Genomic DNA, 23825 nt, shown 5'->3' on the forward strand with positions numbered 1-23825 from the left:
CTTGCGGCGGGGCCACGCCCGCCCGTCCGGTACCCTGCCCCCTATGCCCGAGCGTGCGCTGCCCACCCTCCTCTCCCTTGCCGCCGCCGACGCGCTGGGGGCCGCCACCGAGTTCAAGACCCCGGAGGCGATCCGCGCCCGCTACGGCGAGTCCTTTACCGACTACCAGCCCGGCAGCGTGTTCGGCTTCGCGCCCGGCGAGGCCACCGACGACAGCCAGATGACGGCGGCCACCCTGCTGGGCTACGGGCGGGGCGGCGGGCTGGAGGGCGTCCTCGCGGCCCTGCGGGACTGGCTGGACACGGCTCCCCCCGATGTGGGCGGCCTGACGCGGGCGGCGCTGCGCGGCGGGGACTTGGAGGGCGGGGCGCGGGCCTGGACCCAAAGTGGACACCAGAGCGCTGGAAACGGCGGCCTGATGCGGATTGCGGCCGTGTGGCTGGCAGGCTTCCGGGGCGAGGCCCTGGACCGCGAGGCGGCGGCCGTGACGGCCCTGACCCACACCGACCCCCGCTGCGTCCACGCTTCGGTCTTCTTCACGGCGTGGCTGGAAGGGTTGGAGGCGGGAGGGGGGTACCGGGACGCGGCGGAGGCAGCGTTGGAGCGAATGGACCGCTTGGGCGCCCGCGCTACCCTGTTAGACGCCGGACTGTTTGGTCTGGACACCCGCCCCGCCCACGACGCCTTCCGGGAAGGCGACCGCGCCGCCCGCTCGCAGGTTCGCGCCCGCGTGCGCTCGGGCCTCTCGGGGCACGCCACCTCCCAGAGTGGCTACGTGCTGGACACGCTGGAGGCCGCCGTCGCCCACGCCCGCGCCGACTCGTGGCTGGGGTGCGTGGAACCCGCCGTCCTGCGCGGCGACGACAGCGACACGGTGGCGTGCGTGGTGGGGGCCGTCGCCGGGGCGCGGGGGCTGGAGGTGCCGCCCCACCTGCTGCCCCCGCTGCGCCTGGGCCACTCCTGGCCGGGCTGGGAGCGGGGCTGGAGTTGCGCGGCGCACTTTCCGGCGCTGCTGGAGGCTGCCCGTGCCCAGCTCCGGTCATGAACAGCGCTGAGTTCCGGGCGACCATCCGCCTGAACCTGGCAAACGCGGCGATTCTGGACCGCCTGCCCGAGCTGGGGGCACCGCAGGCGCACCTCGTCGCGGGAGCGCTCTTCCAGACCGTCTGGAACGTGCGCGGCGGGCAGGCCCCGGCGGCAGGCATCCGCGACTACGACCTCTTCTACTGGGACCCCGACCCCAGCTACGAGGCCGAGGACGCCGTCATTCGCCGCGCCGCCGACCTCTTTGGGGACCTCGGCGTGCGGGTGGAGGTCCGCAACCAGGCCCGCGTCCACCTGTGGTTCCCCGAGAAACATGGCCTGACCCGCCCGCCCATCCGCAGCGCCCGCGAGGGGATTGACCAGTTTCTGGTGGAATGCACTTGCGTCGGCGTGGACGCCTCGGGCCAGCTCTACGCCCCCTATGGTCTACGTGACCTCGCCGCCGGGGTGCTGCGGCCCAACCCCCGGAGCCACACGCCGGGCCTGTACGCGGCGAAGGTGGCCGACTACCGGGCGCGGTGGCCCTGGCTGCGGGAGGGGTGAGGGGGAGGAGGGGCTGGCCGCCAGCGGAGGTGGTCACACGCCCCCTCCGCTTCGCGGCTTTGCAAGTCACCCCGTTGCTTCGCAGCGCCCCTGCGCTTCGCAGTTCTACGAGTCAGCCGCAAGGGGAGAGGGGTCAGCTTCCGCTGTTGCTCAAGTCCTCTTTTCCCTGTGTGGGCCGCTCTCAACGTCCCCGCCTCACAACTCCACTTTCCAGGCAGACGAGCCGTTCGGCGCATCTGCGCCGGGGCCTTTCCCTTGGGTGGCAGGATGGCGTGGAGGTGGACACGGGGGCGAGGTAAGCCGCGCCGGAAAATGGGGGGACGACCTTTGCCCAGCGCAGCGCCGCTCCCCCTCCACCGAGTACCAGACGTGCCGTGTAAATCAGCGGCAACGCGCAGGCCGCCCTGCGCGGCGAAGACGTTCCCCCCTGGGGGAGGGGGCTGGGGGGTGGGGCAAACCGCAATCAAGACGCCCGGCCCACCCAACCCACACCCCTCACGCCATCCGCACCCGGCCCGCGTGCGCCGCGATCTGCCCCGCCGTCCACAGCGCCTCCCGCGTGTGCTCCAGCAACAATTCCCCCACGGGGCGCCCCCCCACCCGTTGCCGCAAATGCTCGGAGGTCAGCACGGCGGCGGCCTCGACCTCCCACGCCGCGAGCCGGGTCAGTCCGGCGTCATCGGGCGGGGCTGGGGTGCGGGTCGCCGCCGCGATATCAGCCCACAATGCCCGCTTGCGTGCCGTCAGGCCCGAGACAAGAGCAGCGATACGCGGCGGCGGCTGCCCATCAGCCAGCGCGAGGGCCGCCCGCACGCTGTAGTGCGGCCCCTCCTGCGCGTCGTGCAGCAGCCGGGCGAGGTCGGTCGGCGCCAGGGTCACCCCGCTCACCGCACCAACCGGAAGCTGTCGCCGTCGCGCACGAGTTGGCCCGTGTCCAGCATCCGCCGGGTGACCGTGCCGACCTGCTCGTCGGACAGGGGCGAGAGGCGGCGCAGTTCCTCGGCGGTGAACTGCCCGCCCCGGCGGTAGGCGACCTTCAGGACCATCCGCTCCTGCACGTCGCCGCGTGCCGCCTGCGCCCCCCGCGAGCCGAACGAGCGCCACACCAGCCAGCCCACCAGCAGGCCGATCAGGACTGCGACCGGAATCATCCGGGCGGCCAGCTCGGGATCGGCGATGCTCAGGGCGAGGGCACTGAGGTTGTCCTGGGCGGCCCGGACCACCGCCGCGCCCGCCCCGCTCGCCTCCAGGTCGCGCACGTCGCCGCGCTCGCGCAGGTAGCGCATCACGCCCGCCGTGTTCCCGCGCACGTAAAAGGCGCTGTAGGCGATCAGGGCCGCCGAGGCCCCGGTGAGGACGGTGACAAGCAGACGCGGCGCGTTCATGCCCCCATGCTAGCCGCTCGCCCCCGCCCAGCGCGGCGGCCCGGCTTACCGTCGGCCAGGACGCGGCCAAGTGAGGGATTTGTGACACGCGGGGGCCTACCTTCCCCGCCGGGCCTCCCCGTCAGGGCCTGGGGTGGCGTCCAATCCGTTCTCTCTCGTTCTGCTCCGGTTGACCAGTTCTGGACTGCTCAGCCGCATCCCCTCTTCAGGAGGACGCATGAAGGTCAACATCATCGGCGCGGGCATCGGCGGACTCGCCGTTGCGCGGGCGCTGTCGCTGCGCGGGCTGCGGCCCCAGGTCTACGAATCGAACCCCCGGATGGTCTCGCTGGGCGGCGGCCTGATCATTCCGCCCAACTCGGCCCGGATCCTCGACCACCTGGGCTTGGGGAGCGTGCTGGAGGAGCACGGCCTGCCGCTGGACGACATGCAGATTCTGGATTCGGGCGGCAAGCTGCTCTACCGCCGCGACCAGGGCGAGGTGCGCGAGCGCCACGGACGGCCCCTCTACGCCATCGCGCGGACCGCGCTGCACCGGGCACTGGCCGAGAGCCTGCCGGAGGGCACCCTCCACGCCGGGCACCACCTCGAACGCATTCAGCACCACTTCGACGGGGTGGCGGCCGTCTTTCGCGGCGGGCAGGAGGCCGACGGCGAGTTGCTGATCGGCGCGGACGGGCGCACCTCGCGGGCCAGGCAGATCATGCTGCCCGAGACCAAATTGGTGCCCACCGGCCAGACCGCCTACCGGGGGGTGGCGAGCACCGATCCGCTGCCGGAGTGGCGGGGCACCTTCGGGGAGTTCTGGGGCCGGGGGCGGCGCTTTACCTTCTTCCGCATCGGGCCGGGCCAGACCTACTGGCACGCGCCCGTGACCCAGGCGCCCGGCAGCTTCCTCGAGCGGCCCAAGACCGAGCTGCTGCGGCTCTACCGAGACTTTCCGGCGCAGGTGACCGAGCTGCTTGCCCACACCGACGAGGCGAGCATGAGTGCCGTGGAACTCGCGGACCTCTCCCCCATCCCAACGTGGTGGCGCGGCCGGGTGGCCCTGCTGGGCGACGCCGCGCACGCGACCAGCCCCAACCTCGGGCAGGGAGCCGCGCAGGCCCTGGAAGACGCCGAGGCGCTTGCCGAAGCCCTGATGGTCCACCCCACCCGCGAGGCCGCGCTGACCCACTACCAGCACTCGCGCGAAGCCTCGGCGAACGCGGTCGTGCAGCAGTCGCGCCAGCTTGGGGAACTCGGGCAGGCGGGCGGCGCGGTGCGGCTGCTGCGCAACCTCGCCCTCGCGGTGACCCCGGACCTGGCCCGGCGGCGCATCGAGTCTTTTTACGGCGAGGTGCGGGGCTAAACGGCCGCCCCACCGCGCTAGCCTGCCCCATGGCACTCTTTCGGCTGGACGGCAAACGCGCCCTTGTCACGGGCGGCAGCAAGGGCATCGGGCGGGCGGCGGCGCAGGCCCTCGCGGAGCTGGGCGCCGAAGTGACGCTGGCCGCGCGGGGCGAGGCCGCGCTGCGGGAGGCCGCCGCCGAGATTCCCGGCTCACGCTGGGTGGTGGCCGACGTGGGCACCCCGGGGGGCGTCCGGGCGGCGGTGGAGGCGGCGGGCGAGGTGGACATCCTCGTGAGCAACGCGGGCGGGCCGCCTCCCAGTCTGCCCAGCGAAGTGACCGAGGAGGGCTGGCAGCGCGGCTTCGAGACGACCTTCCTGTCCACCGTGCGCCTCGCGGACGCAGTGCTGCCGGGTATGCGCGGGCGGGGCTGGGGCCGGATTATCGCGGTGACCAGCCTGACGGTGGGGCGGCCCTCGCTCACCCTCCCCGTGAGCAACGCGATGCGGGCCGCCGTCACCAACCACCTGCGGACCCTCGCGCTGGAGGTCAGCCGCGACGGGGTGACCTGCAACACCGTCGCGCCCGGCTACACCGCCACCGACCGCCTGAGGGCGCTGCACGCCGACCCGGCAGCGGCCGAGGCGCTCGCGGGGCGCATCCCCGCCCGCCGCTTCGGGGGGCCGCACGAGGTGGGCGCGGCGGTCGCCTTTCTCGCCACCGGGGAAGCCGGGTACATCACCGGACAGGAGCTTCTGGTGGACGGCGGCTGGAGCATCTGAAGCCGGACAGAGCAGGCCCCGCCGCACTCCTCGCACGGTGGGGCCTGCTTCCGGTGACCTGAGTTCTTACAGGTTCAGCAGGGGCGTGTAGTTCACGGCCCCGCCCGCGGCGGTGGTGGCGCTCAGGCCATCGGGGAAGAAGCCGCCCTTCGCCTGTCCCTGGCTCAGGAAGACGATGTTCGCCACCTGACGCGGCGTGCGGCTGAAGGCCACCCCGTTCGCGTCGGTCGGCACGATGTTGGCGCTGCGGGCCGGGACGCCCGCGTTGCCGGTCGCGGTGATGCCCTGGTCGCGGTCGTCCGCGCCGTCGACCGAGTCGCGCAGGTTGCTGATCGCCTGCACGACCGCTTCCACGTTCAGGCCCGCCGCCGCCGCCTCGCCCCGGCGGCGGTAAAGCTGGGTGCGGATGGAGCCGGAGTGGTAGGCCTCGACCGCCAGGATTCCGGCGGCCTGCTCGAGATTGCCATTCGCGCTGTCGTCGGAGATCAACCGGGCCGCGCCCTTGTACGCGGTCACGCCCACGTCCTCGAAGATGAACGCCCCGTGCAGGAAGAACAGCTCGTTCGCGTAGGGGTTGAAGCCGGTGATCGCCCCACCCGAGGCCGCCCGCCCCGCCGCGTCGAAGGCCGGGCCGAGGTCCAGCCGGGGCTGCGCGACGGCGCCCGTCTTGAGCACGCCCCGAATAAAGCGCACGTGCGCGAGTTCGTCGTCCGCAATCTCGTTCGCCATCGCCAGCATGTCGCCGGTCAGGCCGGGCAAGGTGGCCCCGCCGCGTCCGGTAAAGCCCGCAGGCAAGATGACCTTGCCCGCGTCGCCGCCCGCCGCCGTCAGCTCGTCGAGGCGGCCGACCGCCGCGAGGTAAAAGGCGGCTTCGAGGTATTCGAGGTTGAGGGCGAAGTTGAAGATGGCCGCGTCGAGGTTGGGCTTCTTCGGTGTCGTGGCGATCACGCTGGTGCAGCTCGACAGCACGGCGCCCGCGCCGACGAGGCCAGCCATGCCCAGGAACTTGCGGCGGGTGCTCGTGTTGGGTGTGTCGTTGCTCATATCGGGGTCCTCCGGGAGGGAAAGGGGGCAAAGGGACAGTCCAGCGGCCACCGAAGACCAGCACCCACCCGCCGGAGCAGGTCAGGGCGCCTGTCCGTGTTCAGGAAAGTCGGGGGTCTTCTGGAGGGCTGTATCCCGGCCGGGGAGGATTGGATCAGGCCCCGCGCCACGATGAAGGGGCGATGAACCCCCGGCCCGTCACAGCGGCTGCACGAACAGCGGCGTGGTCGTGGGCTGCGGGCTGCCGCCGGGCGGCTCCACGCTGACGGCCAGGGTGGAACCGGGGGCGAGGGTGACCAACAGGCCGCGCTCGAAGGTCCCCAGCGAGACGGGCGTGCCGTTCTCGATTCGCCACAACTGGTAGGTCCGCTGGGGGGGCAGGGGGCGCGACAGCTGGACGAAGACCCGGCCCTGCGGCAACTGCACCAATGTGCCCACGCGCTCGCCGTCCGATTCCAGAGACCGCTCGACGGCGCCGGGCGTCTCCAGGTACGCCTCCAGCGGGTCGGCCTGCGGGCGCGGCAGCAGGACGAAGACCAGCGCCAGCGCGGCCACGAGCCCCACGGCAACCGGCCAGCGGCGTGGCGGGCGGGCGGACGGGAGAGGGATTGGAGCCGCTCCCGGCCCAGGTGACCCCTCTGCCCGCACCCGCGCCAGCAGCGTCTGCTCGGCGCCTGCGGACACGGGCACCGCCTGCGGGTCGAGGTCGTCCAGCAGCAGCGCGAGCGCGTCCAGGTCGGCCCGCAGCTCGGCCCGCAGCGCCGGGTCGCGGTCCAGGTCGGCCTCGACCCGCGCCGCCTCCGCCGGGGAAAGGGTCCCCAGGGCGTAGGCCAGCAGGTCGTCGCGGTCGGGCGTCATGGGGTGTCCTCTCCTTCTGCCGGGTGCAGTACGCCGCGCATCCGCTCCAGGGCCGAGCGCAGGCGGGACTTGACCGTGCCCAGCGGCAGCCCGGTCAGCGCGGCAAGTTCCGAGTGCGAGTGGCCCCGGTAGTACGCCAGTTCGATCAGCTCGCGCTGCGCGGGGTCCAGCACGCCCAGGGCGCGGCCTGCCAGCAACCGGCCCTCGTGGTCCGGGGCGGGGGTGGGCGCGTCCCAGTCTCCAAGTTCCAGGCCCGCGTCCGGGCGGTCGCGCAGGTGCTGGAGAAAGCGGTGGTGCGCGATGCTCACCAGCCACGTTTTCGCCCGTGCCCGCGAGGGGTCGAATCTCCCCGCGTGCCGCCACGCGTTGAAAAAGGCGTCCTGCACGCAGGCGTCCACGTCCTCGCGCTGGCGCAGCATCCGGTAGCCCAGGGCGGTCAGCAGGCGCACGTAGCGGCGATGCAGCTCCAACAGCGCGGCCTCGTCGCCCCCGGCCATCTGCCGCAGCAGCGTCTCGTCGGTGGGTTCGGCGGGCGGCGGCTCGGCGGACATGGGGTGCGGGCAGGCTAGCACCCCAGGCGGGGCCGGGTCACGGACGGTCGCGCCCATCCTCCAGCCCGCCGCGCAGTTCGTCTGTCACCTGGGCGGTGGTCCGGCGGAACTCGCGCAGGGCCTGACCGACGCTGCGGCCGAGTTCGGGCAGCTTGCGCGGGCCGAAGACCAGCAACGCGACCACCGCGATCATCATCAGTTCAGCAGCTCCGATATTGGGCATAGTCACCGCTCCTTTCGCCGCCCTGGGGACGGTTCACCCGGCTGTATGCGCGGGCACCCCCGACTGGATGACCCGGGAGCAGGCACCTTCAGGCTTGATGAGGGTGGAGCGGGCATCCAAGGGCGGCGCGGCCGCATAAGGCCAGGCAGGACCAAAGCGCCTCGCCGCATACCGTCCCCCTCATCCCGCCGCGTTACCCTGAGAGGTCCCCGGCGGAGCGCCGTCTCCCGCCCCCACCCTGCTCTTCCCCCTCCGGAGGTATCCCCATGCCCGGTCCAATGGAACTGATTCTGATTCTGCTTGTCGTCGCCCTGATTTTCGGGGCCAAGAAACTGCCTGAACTCGGCAAGGGGCTGGGGCAGGGCATCCGCGAATTCAAGAGCGAGACGCGCGACCCCGCCCCGCCCCCCCAGGCCACCACGCCCCTGAGCGACGTGACGGTCACCGACGTGCAGGCCCGCCCGCTGGACGCCGAAGCGGCCCCAGCCGCCGCCGAGCGCGACCACCGCGCCTGAGTCGGAGGCCCCGCCCATGACGAGGCCCTCCGCCGCGCCGGAACTGCACAGCGCTCCCCTCTTCGACCATCTCGAGGAACTGCGAAGGCGCCTGCTCTACAGCCTGATTTTCCTGGCCCTGGGCATGGTCGCCGCGTTTCAGTACCGCTTTCAACTCATCGAACTGATCAAGGCGCCGCTGCGGGCCTCCGAGCAGTACCAGCTCGGCAACGTGAAGCTCGTGACGGTCAACCTCACCGACCAGTTTCTGCTGAGCCTGCAACTGTCGTTCTGGGCGGGGCTGGCGCTCGCCCTGCCGCTGATCTTGTGGCAGGTGTGGGCCTTTATCGCGCCGGGCCTGTATGCCCACGAGCGGCGCTGGGCGCTGCCCTTCATCCTGGGGGCGGGGCTGTCCTTTCTGGCAGGGGCGGCGTTCGGGTATACGTTCGTGTTGCCCGCGATGGTGCGCTTCCTGCTGGACTTTCTGGGCGGCACGGTCGAGCAGATGCAGAGCCTCGCCAATCTGGTGGGCCTCTTTACCAGCTTCCTGATCGCCTTCGGGCTGGCCTTCGAGATGCCCATTCTGGCGGTGATTCTCACGCGGATCGGGCTGGTCAACCACGTGATGTTGCGCCAGGCCTGGCGCGTCGCTTTGGTCGTGGTGCTGCTGTTCGCGGCCTTTATCACGCCCACGCCCGACCCCTTCAACATGCTGCTGGTGGGGGTGCCGCTCTACGCCCTGTACGAGCTGGGCATCCTGCTCTCGCGCCTGTTCCGGGTGGTGCCGCAGGAGGACGAGGCCGCGCTGGGCACCTGAGTCGCCCCCCTCCTTTTCTCCCAGGAGCCCGGTCCCCGCAGGCCGGGCTTTTTCTTTGCCGTGCCTTCACGGTCCCATTCGCCCTACACTGCTGCTGACTTATGGACCCGGTATTCCTTCAGATCGGCAATTTTACGGTTGCCTGGTACGGCGTGCTGATCACGCTGGGCATCGTCCTGGGGCTGCTGGTCGGCACCCGGCTGGCCCGTCAGCGCGGGCTGAACGTGGACCTCTTCAACGACATGGTGCTGTGGGCGATCATCTGGGGATTGGTGGGCGCCCGCATCGTGTTCGTGGCGACCTCGTGGGAGCAGTTTGCGGGCACCCCCATGCCCCGGCTGCTGCTGGACATCATCAACCTGCGGCAGGGCGGCATCTCGATTCACGGCGGGCTGATCGGCGGGATTCTGGTGCTGGTGTACTACGCCCGGCGCTACCGGCTGAACTTCTACCAGTACGCCGACCTGTTCGTGCCCGGCGTGGCGTTCGGGATCATCGGCGGGCGCATCGGCAACATCATGAACGGCACCGACACAGTGGGCCGCGTGACCGGGTGGCCGATCGGCTACCGCTGGCCGGACAGCGCCCGCGCCTTTCACGAGGGCATGTGCGTCCCCAACCCCAACCCCGACATGGACCTCTCGCGCTACTGCCAGGAGATCGGCGGGCAGCTCGTGATGACGGCGCCCGTGCACTTTACCCAGCTCTACGGCGTGTTCATCGGCATCGTGCTGAGCATCGCCGCCTATTTTTGGCTGCGCTCGCGCAAGGTGGGCTGGGTCTTCTGGCAGTTCTGGCTGTGGTACTCCATCCTGCGGGCGGGGCTGGAGGAAACCTTCCGCCTCAACCCCCTGGCGATCAAGACCTACCTCAACCAGGGCCTCGACGCGCCCGGCATCGGCCTGTGGACCGACACGCACATCATCAGCGTGCCGCTCATCCTGCTGAGCATTTACATGCTGGTCAAGATCCGGCGCCAGCCCGACACGGTCACTCCTGTGGCGGCACCGGCGGCCCCCCAGCCCGACGTGCGCTGAGCCAACAGGAGAGCGGGGGTGGTGGCGCGGGACAGGCCACCACCCCGCCTCCTGTCTCCGGCTGAGCGACCCGGCAAGGCCCCTTCATGCGCCTCGCAACCAGGGCCGGGGCCGGGCGGGGCACACTCGGCGGGCAAGGAGGCACGAGCCATGAAGAACAAGGACACCCATCTGGACCACGTCGACCAGCTTCGCAAGGCGGCCAAGAAGGGCCAGCACGACCTCGAGCGCGAGATCACCCAGGCCGTCATGAAGCAGCACGCCGAGACTGCTTCCCTGATCGCCCGCCAGCAGCACGACATCCGCGAGCTTCAGGGCGAAGTCACGGCCCTGCGGATGCAGAAAAAGGGCGGGGGCGGCTTTCCCTGGACGCTGGTGCTGCTGGGCGGCGCGGGCTACGGGGCCTACCGGCTCTACCAGCAGAACCCCAGACTTCAGCAGCAGGTGCAGGACCTGCTGAAGCGCGTCAACCCCGGTCCCGAGGGCAACCTGGCCCGCGCGGGCGACGCCGTGAAGACGGGCATGTCGGACATGACGCGCGGCGAGTCGCCCGCCGCCGCCTTCCAGACCGCCGGGGGCGAACTGCGCCGGGGCGGCGAGAAGATGGTGGACCGCGTGGAGAGCAACCTCCGCGATGGTGAACCAGGCCGCTGAATCCCGCCGCACCCCAGGGGGCCGCAGCCGCTGCGCTGCGGCCTTTTGCTGGCGACTGGGAGCGGGCGACTTTCCCGTACACTTCTGGGCGGACAGGTGAATTTGAATGACACAAACTGAACGTCCCCTGGACGTGGTGATTCTCGCGGCGGGGCAGGGCACCCGCATGAGGTCGGCGCTGCCCAAAGTGCTGCACCCGGTCGCCGGACGCCCGATGGTCGCGTGGGCGGTGCGGGCGGCGCAATCGCTGGGGGCGCGGCGCACCGTCGTGGTGACCGGGCACGGGGCCGAGCAGGTGGAGGCGGCGCTGGAGCAGCCTGGTGTGGCCTTCGCGCGGCAGCATGGACAACTCGGGACCGGGCACGCCTTTCTGGCGGGGGCCGACGCGCTTTCCGGCGGGAGTGATGCCGACATCCTGGTGCTGTACGGGGACACGCCGCTGCTGCGCCCCGAAACGCTGCGGGCACTGCTGGCCGACCACCGCGCCCACGCCTCGGCCTTCACGATCCTGACGGGTGAACTCCCCGACGCGACGGGCTACGGCCGGATCATTCGCGACGCGGCGGGAAACGTCGAGCGCATCGTGGAGCAAAAGGGGGCCACGCCGGAGGAACAGGCGGTCCGCGAGTTCAACTCCGGCGTGTACGTGATGGACAGCCGCGCCCCTTCGCTCGCCCGGCGCATCACGAATGACAACGCGGCGGGCGAGTATTACCTCACCGACCTGCTCGCGCTGTACCGGGACGAGGGGGCCACGGTGCGGGCCTTCAAGCTGGACGACCCCGACGAGGTGATGGGCGCCAACGACCGCGCCGGGCTGGCCGAGGCCGAGGCGATCCTGCGGCGGCGCATCAACGCCGGGCACATGCGGGCTGGGGTGACGATGCACGACCCCGACTCGGTGCGGATTGAGGACACAGTGCAACTCGGCCGCGACGTGACCCTGGAACCCGGCGTGATCCTGCGTGGCGACACCCGGATCGCGGATGGCGTGACGGTGGGTGCCTACAGCGTCCTGACCGACTCGGTGCTGGAGGAAGGCGTGACCGTCAAGGCCCATTCGGTGCTGGAGGGCGCCCACGTCGGCCCCGGCAGCGACGTGGGGCCGTTCGCCCGCCTGCGCCCCGGCACCGTCCTGGAGGGCGGCGTCCATATCGGCAACTTCGTGGAGACGAAGGCCGCGCGGCTGGGGCCGGGGGTCAAGGCCGGACACCTCGCCTACCTCGGAGACGTGGAGATCGGCGCCGAGACGAATGTGGGCGCCGGGACCATCGTCGCCAACTTCGACGGGGTGAACAAGCACCGCACGACCGTCGGCGCCGGGGTCTTTATCGGCTCCAACTCCACCCTGATCGCCCCGCGCGTGGTCGGGGACGCGGCCTTTATTGCGGCGGGCAGCGCCGTCCACGAGGACGTGCCGGAGGGCGCGATGGCGGTCGCCCGTGGGAAGCAGCGCAACGTGGAAGGCTGGAGCCGCCGCTACTGGGGCGCCATGCGCGAGAAGGTCGGGCAGAAGCTGCCGTGGCTGGCCGGGTGGCTGGAGCGGCAGGGGTAGGAAGTGGAACGAGGAATGCGGGGCGCTGGGAGAGGATTCCAGCGTCCCGTATTCCCTCACCAACCCATAAAAAAATCGCCCCGTTTGGGCGAGGTAGGTCTCCACGTTAAGGGTGCCACCGGGGGAGAGAGGCTTATTTCAGGGCATTGAGGAGCGCCGCGAGGCCGGTGAGCAGGGTTCCGACCGCCGCCACGAGGGCAGCGACTTCACCCGGCTTCCATTGCCTGCGCGAACGCCTGGGTGTATCCTTACGGCGGTTACTCATAAGGACCCACCTCCTTTCTGCACCCGAGCGGCAACTCGGGTGCTTTGCATTCCCGTGTTGCGCCTCTTCCCTCCCGGTTGTCATGCACCCCGTCCCACGAGGGGACCCGCCGAGTTTACCCCAACGAAAGAGGCCCGGACGTTTCATCGCGTCCGGGCCTCCGTCCTGTAGGGCTACCCTCCCCGCGCCGCCGCCAGCCCCTCCACGTACTCGCGGTCTTCCACCCGCTGCACGGTGGGGTTGAGGAGTTGCACCGCGCAGATCAGCACGACGAGCAGTCCCATGCCCGCGATCACCGGGCCGGGGGGCAGGCTGGTGGAGAGGGCGCTGACGAAGGCCATGCCCAGCGGCACGGTCACGCGGCCCACCACGCGCTGCACGGCAAACACGCGGCCCTGCAACTCGCGCGGCACCTGCGACTGCCAGATACCTGCGCTGTGCGAGCGAGTGATCGGCATGACGAACACCGTCAGGGCGAAGGCCACCGCCGTCAGGTACAGGTTGCCCGACAGCCCCATCAGCACGAGTCCGGCGCCCGACACCAGCGCGGGCAGCAGGATGCCCAGGATGCGCCGCTGCTTCAGCCCGCCCCAGGTGCTGATCGCCAGCCCGCCCAGGAACATGCCTGCGCTCGTCACGGTCTGGATGATCGCCAGGGTCGCCGGAAAGCTCAGGCCCCGCGCTACGCGGTCGGCCTCCAGGGTAAAGGTGGTCAGCAGGGTCTGGTACACCGGAATCGCGGCGGTGGCGAAGTTCAGGGCCGCCGCCACGATCAGCAGTTGCAGCAGCGGTGGGCGGCGCAGCAGGTAGGTCCAGCCCAGGCGGGTATCGGCCTTGAGGTTGGCCGCCGCACTGCCGTGGTTCTCGGCGGGGGGCGGGCTGGGAATCGCCAGCCGCGCCAGGATCAGGGCCGCCACCAGGAAACTCACCCCATCCACCAGCAGCGCGAAGGGCACCCCCTGTGCCAGGGGCGCGAGGCCCCCGCCCCAGCCCAGCAGCGCGGGCACGCCGACGAGCAGGGTCGCCAGCGTGGGCGCGAGCAGGCTGGAAAACTGCCGGGTGGTCTGCATCATGCCGTTGGCGCGGGTCAGCTGACCCTCCGGCACGATCATCACGTAGCTGCTTTCCAGCGCGGCCTCGTGGAAGTGGCTCAGCGACTGCGTGACGATCACGAAGGCGAGCAACACCCAGAAGGGCACCGTCATCCCGAACATCAGCGCGGCCATGCCCAGCGTGAGCAGGCCCGACACCACCCCCGCGAGCAACATCACCCGCTTGCGGTCGGTGCGGTCGGCCACCGACCCCGCGACCGGCGCGAGCAGCACCGCGCTGAGCGTGGACGCGATGGCGAGGGCGCCGAGTGCCAGGGCCAGCGGCGCCTTCTGGTCCTCGCCGGGGTAAAGCACCTGCGCGACATACACGTTCAGGGCGAACCACGCGACGTAGGACCCGACCAGGCTCACCGACTGCGAGCCCCACAGCAGCAAAAAAGTCCGCCAGCTCGCCGGGGCGTGTTGGGAGGGGGGTGTCATGATGCCGCGCAGTGTAGAGGCTCACCTGTGATGACGTGAGGAGATTCTGGGAGGTGGGATGGGTTAATGAAGGCGCCCCAGGCCCGCCCGCAGGGAGACTTACCCTGCCCCCATGCTGACCGAACTGCCGACCCTCACTCCAGAGGCCGGGAGCCTGCTGGCCCGCGCGATGTTTCCCGACCCCGAGCGCATCGCCCTCACGCTGGAGACTTACCGAACCGACCCCCAGCGCCGAGTGTTCGTCTGGGCGGAGGGAGGCCAGGTCCTCAGCGCGGCGGGCGTGCACAACCGGGACACCGAGACGGAAGTGCTCCACCTCGCCACCCGGCCCGGCGAGGAGAAACGCGGGTACGCGCGGGCGCTGCTGCACGCGCTGGCTGACCACCTGAACGCCGCGCGGCTGGTCGCGGAGACGGACGACGGGGCGGTCGGCTTCTACCGCCGGACTGGATTTGAGGTCACGCCCGCCCCGCCGAGGGGAGGCCGCGCCCGGTACCGGGTCACGCTTCGCCGGGGGTAGAGGTGGGCGACTGAATGTCAAACGCCGCCCACGCGGCCCGCAGGTCGGGGTGGGGAATCAGCAGCCGGGCTCCCGGCGAGGCCATCCACGCCAGCATCCACCGCGCTCCCGCCCGCAGCCCGCCGCCGTCCAACGCCCGCCGCAGTTCCGCGCCGTAGGGAGGCACCCCGCCCTGATCCCATTCCAGCTTGTCAGCCAGAAAGACTGTGAGGTCCAGCGGCGTGGGCTGCGCGTGCAGGGTGGTGTGGACGCGAATGGCCTGAAGCACCGCCGGGTCGTGGACCCCGTAGCGCCGCCGAGCGATCACCACGCTCAGGCCCGCGTGCAGCAGCAGGGGCACCCGCCGCTCCTCGGGGCACACGGGTAGGCCCAGCCGCTCGGACAGGGGCACCATCGCCTCGCGGGGCACGATCCCGCCGAGGTTGTGCAGCAGGGCCGCCGTCTGCGCCGCACCGGGATCAACACCGAACCGCCGGGCCAGCGCTGCTGCTTCCCCAGCCACGCGCGGGACGTGCTCGCGGATGACTGTCCTTCCGCAGGCCGCGAGCAGGGCGTCCACGTCGGCGGCGAGGTCGGTCAGGGTTCGGCCCCGGTACGGCGCGGCCTCCCGCAGCGGCTCCGGCCAGGGGTCCTCCCAGGACACGCTCACCCGGCCCGCAGCTTCTTGCGCTCCTGCACGGCGAGTTTGTCCACCCGCTCGTTCTCGTCGTGGCCCTCGTGGCCCTTGACCCACACGAAGGTCAGCGCGTGCGTCTGCGCCTGCGCGATCAGCTCCTCCCAGAGGTCCTTGTTCTTCACCGGGTCGCCGCCCGCCGTCTTCCAGCCGTTGCGCTGCCACTTCAGAATCCAGCCGTCGGTAAAGGCCTTGCGCAGATACTGGCTGTCGGTGACCACCCGCACCTGACAGGGCCGTTTGAGGGTCTTCAATCCCTCCAGCAGCCCGCGCAGCTCCATGCGGTTGTTGGTGGTGTCGCGCTCGTTGCCGCTCAGGACGAGTTCCTGCCCCTTGTAGCGCAGGATGGTCGCCCAGCCGCCGTGCCCGGCCCCGGTATCGCAGGCCCCGTCGCTGTAGAGGTCCACCTGCTCGCCCGCCACCGGGACCGCAGGCTGAATACCCGCCTTGATGGGGAGGAGGTCGCGGGCCGCATCCTGCGCCTTCTGGGCGGCGGACTTCTTGAAGTGCGGCTTCCCGCCGGGGCGCGTCATAACCCTGGAACTGTAGGTACCCCTGAGCCGTACTGTCAACATGACCCTGCCCGACCCGCGCCTCTCCCCTTCCGCGCCCGCGCCGCGTGGCGACCCCACGGTCATTCCCGAGCCCGAGCGTACGCCCGCGCTGCTGCTGCACCTCTCGCCGCTGCTGGGGCTGGTGCTACCGGGCGTAGGCAACGTGCTGGGGCCGCTCGCCGCCTGGCTGGGGTACCGCGACCGCTCAGCGGTGCTGGACGCGCAGGGCAAGGAGGTCGTCAACTTCCAGATCAGCGTGTGGCTGTACTCGCTGCTCGCGGGCCTGCTGTTTTTCGGCCTATTCAGCCTGGGACTGATCGGCGGCGCGGCGGGGGCAGCGGCGGGAAGCCCGGACGTGGGGGCCTTCGCACTGTTTGGCAGCCTCGCGGCGTTTTTCGCCTTTTTCATCCCCGCCAGCCTCGTGCTGTGGGCCTTTCCGCTGGTGGTGATGCTGCTCGCGGTAATCCGGGTGAACCAGGGCCGCACCTACCGCTACCCGCTGACCCTGCGGCTGATTCGCTGACGCCCCCGACTCTGAATCAGAACAGTCCCACGACCTCGCCGTTCTCGTCGAGGTCCACCCGCTCGGCGGCGGGGTGGGCGGGCAGGCCGGGCATGGTCCGCATCTCGCCGGAGATCGCGTACACGTAACCGGCGCCCGCCGCCAGCCGCACCTCGCGCACGGGGAGACGCCAGCCGTGCGGCACCCCGCGCTGCCGGGGGTCGGCGGAGAGGCTGAGGTGCGTCTTGGCGATCACGACCGGCAACTGGCCGTACCCCAGCGCCTCAAAGCGCCGCAGGTCGCGCAGGGCCGGGGCACTCACGTCCAGGCCGTCCGCCCCGTACACGCGGGTGGCGACCGCCCCCAGCTTGGCGAGCAGCGGGTCGGAGAGGTCGTAGGTGAAGTGGAAGTCGCCCCCCTCGTGGGCGGCTTCCTCCACCGCCTGCGCCAGGTCCAGCGCCCCCTCGCCCCCCCGCGCGACCCCGTGGGACACGGCCACCCGCGCTCCCGCCTCCCGCGCCGCCCGCACGATGGCCTCGTGTTCGCTGGGATGGTCGCCGGGAAAGGCGTTGACCGCCACCACCACCGGCACCCCGAAGCCGCGCACGATGCCGATGTGACGGCGCAGGTTGCCCAGCCCGGCCTCCACGTCGGCCGGGTTCTCCTCCAGCAGCGCGGGGGGCAGCGGGCGGCCCGGCGTGATGCGGTAGTGCCCGGAATGGACCTTGAGCGCCCGCACGGTCGCCACGACCACCGCCGCGTCGGGCGTCAGGCCCGAGACGCGGCACTTCACGTTGAAGAACCGCTCGGCCCCCAGGTCGGCCCCGAAGCCCGCCTCGGTGACGAGGTAATCGGCCCCGTGCAGCCCGAGCTGGCAGGCGAGCACGCTGGAACTCCCGGTGGCGATGTTGCCGAAGGGGCCGGTATGCACCAGCGCGGGCGTGCCCTCCGAGGTCTGGAGGAGGTTGGGCGCGAGCGCGTCGCGCAGCAGGGCGGCCATCGCGCCCGCCGCGCCGAGCTGCTCGGCGGTCACCGGCTGGTCGTCCCGCGTGTAGCCCACCACCAGCCGCCCCAGCCGCGCCCGCAGGTCCCGCAGCGAGGTGGAAAGCGAGAGCAGCACCATCACCTCGCTCGCCGCCGTGATGTCGAAGCCGCCCTGCCGGGGCACCCCGTCCTGCGCGTCGCCCAGGCCCAGCACCACGTTCCTGAGCGCCCGGTCGTTCACGTCCAGCACCCGCCGCCACGCCACCCGCGCGGGGTCCAGGCCCAGCGGGTTGCCCTGGTGCAGGTGGTTGTCCACCATCGCCGCGAGCAGGTTGTGCGCCGCCGTCACCGCGTGGAAGTCCCCGGTGAGGTGCAGGTTGAGCCGTTCCATCGGCAGCACCTGGCTGTGCCCGGCCCCCGCCGCGCCCCCCTTGATCCCGAAGGTCGGCCCCAGGCTGGGTTGCCGCAGCGCCACGACCGCCCGGCGGCCCCTGCGGGCCAGCCCCTGCACCAGCCCCACCGCCGTGGCCGTCTTGCCCTCCCCCAGCGGAGTGGGCGTGACCGCCGTGACGACCACGTACTTGCCGGGAGGCCGCTCGCGCAGCCGCTCCAGGGCCGGGAGGCGCACCTTCGCCACGTCCCGCCCGTAGGGGTCGAGGTCGTCTGGGACGAGGCCCATCTCCGCCGCCACGTCCGCGAGGGGCCGCAGGGCCACCCGCCGGGCCAGCTCCAGATCGCTGGGAGTCATGCCGCAGCCTAGGACCGCGCTCCGGGCGGGGGCCAGAGCCGGATGCCCTCCCCCGCCGGGGGCACCGGGGCCGCGCCCTGCCCTATCCTGACCCGCATGCGACTCATGGCCGTCTTTGCCCACCCCGACGACGAGATCGGCTGCATCGGCACCCTCGCCAGGCACGCGGCGCGGGGCGACGAGGTGCTGCTGGTGTGGACCACCCTGGGCGAACTCGCCTCCCAGTTCGGGGACGCCCCGCACGAGGAGGTCACCCGCATCCGCCAGGAGCACGGGGCCTGGGTCGCGCAGAGGATCGGGGCGCGGCACCATTTTTTTGACATGGGCGACAGCCGCATGACGGGCGGGCGTTCCGAGGCCCTGCAACTCGCCCGCCTGTATGCCCGCTTCCGGCCCAACGCGGTCATCACCTGGAGCGACGACCACCCCCACCCGGACCACCGCATGACCGCCAAGATCGCCTTTGACGCCGTGACGCTGGCCCGCATTCCCAAGATCATTAACGAGGAAGGCGGCGGCGCGGCCATGCCCCCGGCCCCCGACCTCAGCGGCGACGAGGCCGTCGAGAGCGGCGAGGACGTGGCCCGGCTCGAAGCGTGGCGCGAACCCGTCCGGCTCTACCAGTACTACGCGCCCGCCTCGCCCTACCCCGAGGTCTTCGTGGACACCTCCGAGACTTTCGAGGTCGCGGCGGACGTGGCGGGGTACTACCGCGACTTCTACAAGTGGGCGTGGTCCGCCGAGCAGTTCCGCGAGGGCCGCGCCCAGGCCGGGCGGCTGGCGGGCGTGAAATACGCAGAACGCTTCAATTTGCGGGCGAGCCACTTGCGGGCGCGGGAGTACCTGGACTGAACCTGAACTGGGGGCGCGGGACGTGCGGCGCGGCGGCCCGCGCTACAGTGACCCCCGATTATGGCCGAGGACATCCACATCAGGCAGAGCATCGTGGTCAGGGCGCGTCCGGACGTGCTGTACCGCCTCGCGCTGGAGCCCCGGCGCCGCGTCCGGTGGGACCCCAACCTCGCGCGGGCCGAGTACGAGGGCGGCGAGAGCACCCGGCTCGGCAACAACGTCCGGGTGCGCTTCAAGTTCTCGCGGCGGCTGTTCGGCCTGAGCTTCACGGCCAAGTACGGCCAGCTTCAGGCTCCGCTGCGCGGCGGCTGGGAGAGCGTGCGGCACGTCGGCCCCTTCGAGCGGCTGACGCAGAGCTGGACCTTCAAGGCGATGCCCGGCGGCACCGAAGTCACCCTGGGCATGAACGGCAAGATTCGCTACCGCTGGGTCCAGAAACCCGTCGAGCGGCTGATGCACAACCTCGTCATCAGCACCCTGACGGCGCTCCAGCGGCAGGTGGACGCCCCCGGCGCCCAACTCATGGAGGATATGGGCCGCGAGATGCAGCGCAAGCAAAAAGAGGAGCAGAAGGCCGCGAAGGAGGCCGCCAAAGCCGCGCGGCGGCGCAAGTAGGAGGCGGCGGGGGTGGGCATGGACCTCTGGGACCTGCGGGACAGGACCGTCTTCCGGGACCCGGAGTTGCGGCTCACGCTGGGGCGGCACCCGGAAACGGGCCAGCCTTACGTGCTGTTCATGGTGCAAAACGGGTTCATGGAATACCCGGCCCGGCTGCCCCTCAGCGAGGAGGACTTCCGGCGGTTTCTGGCCGACCCCTTCCTGACCCTGCCCCTCACCGACCGCTATCAGGGGCTGGACTGCGGGGAGGTCCGGGCGGCGGGAGCGGAGTGCTGAGGCTGCCCGTGCCGCCTCACTTCCCCGGCACCGCCACCACCCGCGACCCCTCCTCCTGGCCCAGCAGCAAGCGGTCCGGGCCGAGCCACTGCACGGTGTCGGGCACGTCGTAGCGCTGCCACCAGACCACCCGGCTCTGCGGGCCGTCCGGGGCCGCGCGGGTCACCACCACACATTCGCTGCGCCAGCCGCCGCACCCGTGAAAAGCGGCGGAGGCCAGCGCCGTCCCCGCCGGGTTCCAGGCGAGCGCCCGCACCAGTCCCCGGTGGGGCCGGGTTCGCCAGACTTGCCGCCCGGTCGCCACGTCCCAGACGGTCAGGGTTCCCTCCCTCCATCCGGCAGCCAACCGCGTCCCGTCTGGCGTGAGGCCGAGGCTGTAGGGGCCTTCCTCGCCGCCGAAGCGGAAGCGTTCGGGGCGGGGCTGGCGCGTCCGCAGGTCGTAGAGGGCGACCTCGCCGCGCCGGGGGCTGTAGGCGAGCGTCCTTCCAGCGGCGTCCACGCTGCCCCCCGCCTCCCACCAGCATTCGAAGGGCACCCGCCACACCACCGCCCCGTCCGACCAGCGCCGCAGGGTGAGGCGGACCGGCAGGTCGCGCCCCGGTCCTGCCGCATCGGTCAGGAGCAGGCCCTGCGGCAGGGCGGCGAACACGCACGGCTGGTATTCAAAGGAGCGCCACTCGCCCTGCACCTGTCCCCCGGCCGCGTCCAGCGCAGTGACCCGGCCCTCGGTGTCGTGAATCCAGACCGTGCGGCTGTCGGGGGACCAGACCAAGGCGTTCACGCTGCGGAAGTCCTCGGTGGGCAGGTCGGTGGTCCAGCGCCGCTCCATCGTGGCGGCCTCCCACAGGGCCACCCGCGCGGTGAAGCTCTCGCCGTCCTCGCGGGTGCCGCCAATCGCCACCCAGCGGCCGTCGGGGGACTGCGCGGCGTGGTCCAGGCCCTCGTAGAGGCCGCCGCCCCGCAGATAGACGGGCAGCCCGGTTTCCTGCGCCCGCCACGTCTGCACGGGCCGGGACTCCCACACGGCGCGGGCGATCCCGAACAGGTTGAAGATCAGCAGAGGAGTCAGCAACACCATCAGCACGCGCTGAAGCCGGGTAGGGCGGGGGCGGCCGGGCGCGGGGGTCATGCTCCGACTGTAGCCCTCCGGCTGGGGAAGTCGGGGCGCACTTACGCCCGCCCTTGAGCCAGCCCTGAGACAACGCCCCCGGCGCCGCCGCCCCGCGAGGCCCGCGCGTATGATGCCCCCTAGATGAGCCGGGGGGGCAGGAGGCCGCTTCCGCACCTCCTCCCCCGCGCCGGGAGGCTGCTATGAAACTCGGAATGATTGGGTTGGGCAAGATGGGCGGGAACATGGTGCTGCGCCTCGTGCAGGGCGGCTGCGAGGTCGTGGGCTACGACCGCAGCGAGGAAAGCGTCGCCCTGATCGAGCAGGGCGGGGCACAGGGAGCCCGCACGATGGACGAGCTGATCGCCGCGCTGGGCGACTCCGGCCAGCGGGCCGTGTGGGTGATGGTGCCCGCCGGGGAGATCACCCAGGCGGTCATTGACGACCTCGCGGGGAGGCTCGCGCCCGGTGACATCGTGATCGACGGGGGCAACTCCAACTTCAAGGACACCATGCGGCGGGCGGGGTCGCTCGCGGAAAAGGGCATTTACATGGTGGATGTGGGCACCTCGGGCGGCATCTGGGGCCTGAAGGAAGGCTACGCGATGATGGTGGGCGGCCCCGAGGAAGCGGTGGAGCGGCTGCGCCCCTTCCTGGAAGTGCTGGCGCCCGCGCCCGACAAGGGCTGGGGCCGCATGGGGCCGTCTGGATCGGGGCACTACGTCAAGATGGTCCACAACGGCATCGAGTACGGGATGATGCAGGCCTACGCCGAGGGCTTCGAGCTGCTGCACGCCCGCGAGGACTACGGGCTGGACATGGCGCAGATCGCCGAACTGTGGCGGCACGGCTCGGTCATCCGCTCGTGGCTGCTCGACCTGACCGCCGAGGCGCTCGCCAACGAAGCCGACTTCTCGCAACTCTCCGACTACGTGGCCGACTCGGGCGAGGGGCGCTGGACGGTGATCGACTCCATCGAACTCGGGATTCCCACCCCGGTCATCACGCTGGCGACCCAGATGCGCTTCCGCTCGCAGCAGGAGGTCAGCTACGCCGGGCAGATGCTCTCGGCGATGCGGCGGGCCTTTGGCGGGCACGCGGTCAAGATTCTGGAGTCCACCCGGCAGGAGGCCGTGGTGCCCGAGGTGCAGCCCGGCGAGCATCCGGCGGCGGCGGCTCCGCAGAACATTCCAGTGGAGGCCGCGCAGCCCGTCTCGGGCGGGGAGGAAGCGCAGCAGCTCGGCGAAACGGGTCAGACCCGCGTGACGGGGGACGGCGCGTGAGCGCAGCCCCGAACCCGCAGGCCCCCGGCACAGACGGCCCCGGGGCAGATGGGCAGAACCCCTTCCGGGCCGCCATGCGCCGCAACCGCGCCCCCGAACCCGCCACGCTGGTGATCTTCGGCGCGACCGGCGACCTTGCCCGGCGCAAGCTGCTGCCCGCCGTGTTCGGGCTGTGGCAAGACGGGCTGCTGGGGAGTGCCTTCAACATCGTCGGGGTGGGCCGTCAGGAAATGACGGACGATCAGTTCAAGGACTACGCGCTCGAGGCCCTCCAGAGCAGCAAGGAAACGGATGCCCCGCAGCCCGGCGCCCTGGAGAAGTTCCGCGAGCTGCTGTACTACGAGTACGGCGACTTCGGCGGCGATGAGGTGTATGACCTCGTGCGGCAGGAACTCGACCGGGCGCAGGACGCCCACGGCGGGCGCAAGAATGCCCTCTTCTACCTCTCCACGCCGCCGAGCCTCTTCGAACCGATCTCGAATGGCCTGGGGCGGCTGGGCCTCGCGGACGAGTCGGAGGGCTGGCGACGGCTGGTGATCGAGAAGCCCTTCGGACGCGACCTCGATTCGGCCCGCGAGCTGAACGGGACGATTCACCGCGTCTGGGACGAGTCGCAGGTCTACCGCATCGACCACTATCTGGGCAAGGAGACGGTGCAGAACCTGATGGCGATCCGCTTCGGCAACGCGATTTTCGAGCCGCTGTGGAACCGTGCCATGATCGACCACGTGCAGATCACCGCCGCCGAGGACCTGGGGCTGGAGGGCCGCGCCGGGTACTACGAGGAAGCCGGGGTGATCCGCGACATGCTGCAAAACCACCTCCTGCAACTGTTCGCGCTCACCGCGATGGAGCCGCCCGTCGCCTTTGATGCGGGCGCCATCCGCGACGAGAAGGTCAAGGTGCTGCGGGCGGTGCGGCCCATCCCGGCCGAGCGCGTGCCGGAGGTCGCCGTGCGCGGCCAGTACGGCCCCGGCACCCTCTACGGCGAGGCCGTGCCCGGCTACCGCGAGGAACCCGGCGTGAAGGAAGGCAGCCCCACGCCGACCTACGTGGCGGTCAAGCTGGAGGTCGACAACTGGCGCTGGCAGGGGGTGCCCTTCTTCCTGCGGACGGGCAAACGGCTGCCAAAAAAGGTCACCGAGATCGCCGTGGTCTTCAAGCGCCCGCCGCTGGGCATGTTCCCCGGCGGGCTGGAGCGCAACGTGCTGGCCTTCCGCATCCAGCCCGACGAGGGGGTCAGCCTCAAGTTCTCCTCCAAGTCGCCGGGGCAGGAGATGGTGCTGCGCGAGGTGGTCATGGACTTCCGCTACGACGCCTTTGGGGCACAACTCGAAAGCCCCTACTCCCGCTTGCTGCTCGACGCGATGCTGGGCGACGCCACCCTCTTTCCCCGCGAGGACGAGGTGGACTGCGCGTGGCAGATCGTCTCGGGCCTGCTGGAGACTGCCGAGGGCACGCCCCCGCAGGACTTCCCCAACTACCCCGCCGGAACCTGGGGGCCGGAGGCCGCCGACGAGCTGATCGGCCCGGACCGGCGCTGGAGGCGGCTGTGAGGGGGCACCGCTCACCCGCAATGTTCTGTGATCGGCG

Annotated in this window: 28 protein-coding genes; 16 read left to right on the plus strand and 12 right to left on the minus strand. The window is 71.2% G+C overall.

Annotated features, from left to right (window positions below; translation table 11 throughout):
* The first annotated feature begins 43 nt into the window (after positions 1-43).
* Together F8S09_RS11495 and F8S09_RS11500 are read left to right on the plus strand one after the other, a co-directional pair.
* The gene (locus tag F8S09_RS11495; RefSeq protein ID WP_152871644.1) at positions 44-1045 is read left to right on the plus strand and encodes an ADP-ribosylglycohydrolase family protein; all 1002 of its coding nucleotides are present in this window, start codon (positions 44-46) and stop codon (positions 1043-1045) included.
* The gene (locus F8S09_RS11500; protein ID WP_152871645.1) at positions 1042-1587 is read left to right on the plus strand and encodes a nucleotidyltransferase family protein; all 546 of its coding nucleotides are present in this window, start codon (positions 1042-1044) and stop codon (positions 1585-1587) included. Before F8S09_RS11495 ends, F8S09_RS11500 begins: the two co-directional genes overlap by 4 nt.
* 495 nt (positions 1588-2082) lie before the next feature.
* Here the strand turns inward: F8S09_RS11500 and F8S09_RS11505 are convergent, their stop codons facing one another.
* Together F8S09_RS11505 and F8S09_RS11510 are read right to left on the minus strand one after the other, a co-directional pair.
* Positions 2083-2466 carry a hypothetical protein gene (locus tag F8S09_RS11505; RefSeq protein WP_322618765.1) on the minus strand — a complete coding sequence of 128 codons (384 nt, stop codon included), beginning with the start codon at positions 2464-2466 and terminating at the stop codon, positions 2083-2085.
* Positions 2467-2471: 5 nt separating this feature from the next.
* Positions 2472-2972 carry a hypothetical protein gene (locus F8S09_RS11510; protein ID WP_152871646.1) on the minus strand — a complete coding sequence of 167 codons (501 nt, stop codon included), beginning with the start codon at positions 2970-2972 and terminating at the stop codon, positions 2472-2474.
* 217 nt (positions 2973-3189) lie between these two features.
* Between F8S09_RS11510 and F8S09_RS11515 the strand changes: the two genes are divergently transcribed.
* Together F8S09_RS11515 and F8S09_RS11520 are read left to right on the plus strand one after the other, a co-directional pair.
* On the plus strand, positions 3190-4323 hold the full coding sequence (locus F8S09_RS11515) for an FAD-dependent monooxygenase (RefSeq protein WP_152871647.1): 1134 nt from the start codon (positions 3190-3192) through the stop codon (positions 4321-4323).
* A gap of 29 nt (positions 4324-4352) precedes the next feature.
* Complete coding sequence (locus tag F8S09_RS11520) at positions 4353-5084, plus strand: SDR family oxidoreductase (protein ID WP_152871648.1); 732 nt, start codon at positions 4353-4355, stop codon at positions 5082-5084.
* Between the two features lie 66 nt (positions 5085-5150).
* Here the strand turns inward: F8S09_RS11520 and F8S09_RS11525 are convergent, their stop codons facing one another.
* The 4 genes from F8S09_RS11525 to F8S09_RS11540 form a co-directional block, all read right to left on the minus strand.
* Positions 5151-6128 carry a ferritin-like domain-containing protein gene (locus F8S09_RS11525; protein WP_152871649.1) on the minus strand — a complete coding sequence of 326 codons (978 nt, stop codon included), beginning with the start codon at positions 6126-6128 and terminating at the stop codon, positions 5151-5153.
* A gap of 198 nt (positions 6129-6326) precedes the next feature.
* Positions 6327-6986 carry an anti-sigma factor gene (locus tag F8S09_RS11530; RefSeq protein ID WP_152871650.1) on the minus strand — a complete coding sequence of 220 codons (660 nt, stop codon included), beginning with the start codon at positions 6984-6986 and terminating at the stop codon, positions 6327-6329.
* On the minus strand, positions 6983-7537 hold the full coding sequence (locus F8S09_RS11535) for an RNA polymerase sigma factor (protein WP_152871651.1): 555 nt from the start codon (positions 7535-7537) through the stop codon (positions 6983-6985). The genes F8S09_RS11530 and F8S09_RS11535 overlap by 4 nt, the downstream gene beginning before the upstream one ends.
* Before the next feature lie 37 nt (positions 7538-7574).
* A complete protein-coding gene (locus tag F8S09_RS11540) occupies positions 7575-7760 on the minus strand; it encodes a twin-arginine translocase TatA/TatE family subunit (RefSeq protein ID WP_152871773.1) in 186 nt (61 codons plus the stop codon).
* A gap of 266 nt (positions 7761-8026) precedes the next feature.
* Here F8S09_RS11540 and tatA point away from each other — a divergent pair, with 266 nt between their 5' ends.
* The 5 genes from tatA (at position 8027) to glmU (ending at position 12317) form a co-directional block, all read left to right on the plus strand.
* Complete coding sequence (gene tatA, locus F8S09_RS11545; RefSeq protein ID WP_152871652.1) at positions 8027-8275, plus strand: twin-arginine translocase TatA/TatE family subunit; 249 nt, start codon at positions 8027-8029, stop codon at positions 8273-8275.
* A gap of 16 nt (positions 8276-8291) precedes the next feature.
* Positions 8292-9071 (plus strand): twin-arginine translocase subunit TatC, encoded by a 780-nt coding sequence (gene tatC, locus F8S09_RS11550; protein WP_152871653.1) that lies wholly within the window; start codon positions 8292-8294, stop codon positions 9069-9071.
* 101 nt (positions 9072-9172) lie between these two features.
* Positions 9173-10108 (plus strand): prolipoprotein diacylglyceryl transferase, encoded by a 936-nt coding sequence (gene lgt, locus F8S09_RS11555; protein ID WP_152871654.1) that lies wholly within the window; start codon positions 9173-9175, stop codon positions 10106-10108.
* A gap of 150 nt (positions 10109-10258) precedes the next feature.
* On the plus strand, positions 10259-10762 hold the full coding sequence (locus tag F8S09_RS11560) for a type 1 periplasmic-binding domain-containing protein (protein ID WP_152871655.1): 504 nt from the start codon (positions 10259-10261) through the stop codon (positions 10760-10762).
* A gap of 106 nt (positions 10763-10868) precedes the next feature.
* Positions 10869-12317 carry a bifunctional UDP-N-acetylglucosamine diphosphorylase/glucosamine-1-phosphate N-acetyltransferase GlmU gene (gene glmU, locus F8S09_RS11565; RefSeq protein ID WP_152871656.1) on the plus strand — a complete coding sequence of 483 codons (1449 nt, stop codon included), beginning with the start codon at positions 10869-10871 and terminating at the stop codon, positions 12315-12317.
* A gap of 133 nt (positions 12318-12450) precedes the next feature.
* Here glmU and F8S09_RS18170 read toward each other — a convergent pair whose 3' ends face one another.
* Entirely contained in the window at positions 12451-12582 is a 132-nt protein-coding gene (locus F8S09_RS18170; protein WP_265469046.1) for a hypothetical protein, read from the minus strand.
* A gap of 173 nt (positions 12583-12755) precedes the next feature.
* Entirely contained in the window at positions 12756-14114 is a 1359-nt protein-coding gene (locus F8S09_RS11570) for an MFS transporter (RefSeq protein ID WP_152871657.1), read from the minus strand.
* A 112-nt stretch (positions 14115-14226) separates the two neighbouring features.
* Here F8S09_RS11570 and F8S09_RS11575 point away from each other — a divergent pair, with 112 nt between their 5' ends.
* A complete protein-coding gene (locus F8S09_RS11575; protein WP_152871658.1) occupies positions 14227-14634 on the plus strand; it encodes a GNAT family N-acetyltransferase in 408 nt (135 codons plus the stop codon).
* Here the strand turns inward: F8S09_RS11575 and yqeK are convergent.
* Together yqeK and rnhA are read right to left on the minus strand one after the other, a co-directional pair.
* Complete coding sequence (gene yqeK, locus F8S09_RS11580) at positions 14615-15283, minus strand: bis(5'-nucleosyl)-tetraphosphatase (symmetrical) YqeK (RefSeq protein ID WP_152871659.1); 669 nt, start codon at positions 15281-15283, stop codon at positions 14615-14617. The two genes, F8S09_RS11575 and yqeK, sit on opposite strands and share 20 nt — an antisense overlap.
* The gene (rnhA, locus tag F8S09_RS11585) at positions 15280-15840 is read right to left on the minus strand and encodes a ribonuclease HI (RefSeq protein ID WP_152871660.1); all 561 of its coding nucleotides are present in this window, start codon (positions 15838-15840) and stop codon (positions 15280-15282) included. Before rnhA ends, yqeK begins: the two co-directional genes overlap by 4 nt.
* Before the next feature lie 40 nt (positions 15841-15880).
* Here rnhA and F8S09_RS11590 point away from each other — a divergent pair, with 40 nt between their 5' ends.
* Positions 15881-16384 (plus strand): DUF4870 domain-containing protein, encoded by a 504-nt coding sequence (locus F8S09_RS11590; RefSeq protein WP_152871661.1) that lies wholly within the window; start codon positions 15881-15883, stop codon positions 16382-16384.
* Positions 16385-16400: 16 nt separating this feature from the next.
* On the opposite strand, the gene F8S09_RS11595 is transcribed toward F8S09_RS11590, so the two are convergent.
* On the minus strand, positions 16401-18095 hold the full coding sequence (locus tag F8S09_RS11595; protein ID WP_152871662.1) for a formate--tetrahydrofolate ligase: 1695 nt from the start codon (positions 18093-18095) through the stop codon (positions 16401-16403).
* Between the two features lie 96 nt (positions 18096-18191).
* Between F8S09_RS11595 and F8S09_RS11600 the strand changes: the two genes are divergently transcribed.
* Genes F8S09_RS11600 through F8S09_RS11610 form a run of 3 tightly spaced genes read left to right on the plus strand, consistent with a single transcriptional unit; the run spans position 18192 to position 19841 of the window.
* Positions 18192-18947 (plus strand): PIG-L deacetylase family protein, encoded by a 756-nt coding sequence (locus tag F8S09_RS11600; RefSeq protein WP_152871663.1) that lies wholly within the window; start codon positions 18192-18194, stop codon positions 18945-18947.
* Between the two features lie 60 nt (positions 18948-19007).
* On the plus strand, positions 19008-19562 hold the full coding sequence (locus F8S09_RS11605) for an SRPBCC family protein (RefSeq protein WP_152871664.1): 555 nt from the start codon (positions 19008-19010) through the stop codon (positions 19560-19562).
* Between the two features lie 18 nt (positions 19563-19580).
* Positions 19581-19841: a hypothetical protein gene (locus F8S09_RS11610; RefSeq protein ID WP_152871665.1), complete on the plus strand. Its 261-nt coding sequence runs from the start codon at positions 19581-19583 to the stop codon at positions 19839-19841.
* Between the two features lie 16 nt (positions 19842-19857).
* Here F8S09_RS11610 and F8S09_RS11615 read toward each other — a convergent pair whose 3' ends face one another.
* A complete protein-coding gene (locus tag F8S09_RS11615) occupies positions 19858-20970 on the minus strand; it encodes a WD40 repeat domain-containing protein (protein ID WP_152871666.1) in 1113 nt (370 codons plus the stop codon).
* 182 nt (positions 20971-21152) lie between these two features.
* Between F8S09_RS11615 and gnd the strand changes: the two genes are divergently transcribed.
* Together gnd and zwf are read left to right on the plus strand one after the other, a co-directional pair.
* Positions 21153-22232, plus strand: coding sequence for a phosphogluconate dehydrogenase (NAD(+)-dependent, decarboxylating) (gene gnd / locus F8S09_RS11620; RefSeq protein ID WP_152871667.1), 1080 nt, complete (start codon positions 21153-21155; stop codon positions 22230-22232).
* Complete coding sequence (gene zwf / locus F8S09_RS11625) at positions 22229-23788, plus strand: glucose-6-phosphate dehydrogenase (protein WP_322618766.1); 1560 nt, start codon at positions 22229-22231, stop codon at positions 23786-23788. The genes gnd and zwf overlap by 4 nt, the downstream gene beginning before the upstream one ends.
* Positions 23789-23825 lie beyond the last annotated feature (37 nt).

Origin of the sequence: Deinococcus terrestris (assembly GCF_009377345.1) — a bacterium.
GTDB classification, from domain to species: domain Bacteria; phylum Deinococcota; class Deinococci; order Deinococcales; family Deinococcaceae; genus Deinococcus; species Deinococcus terrestris.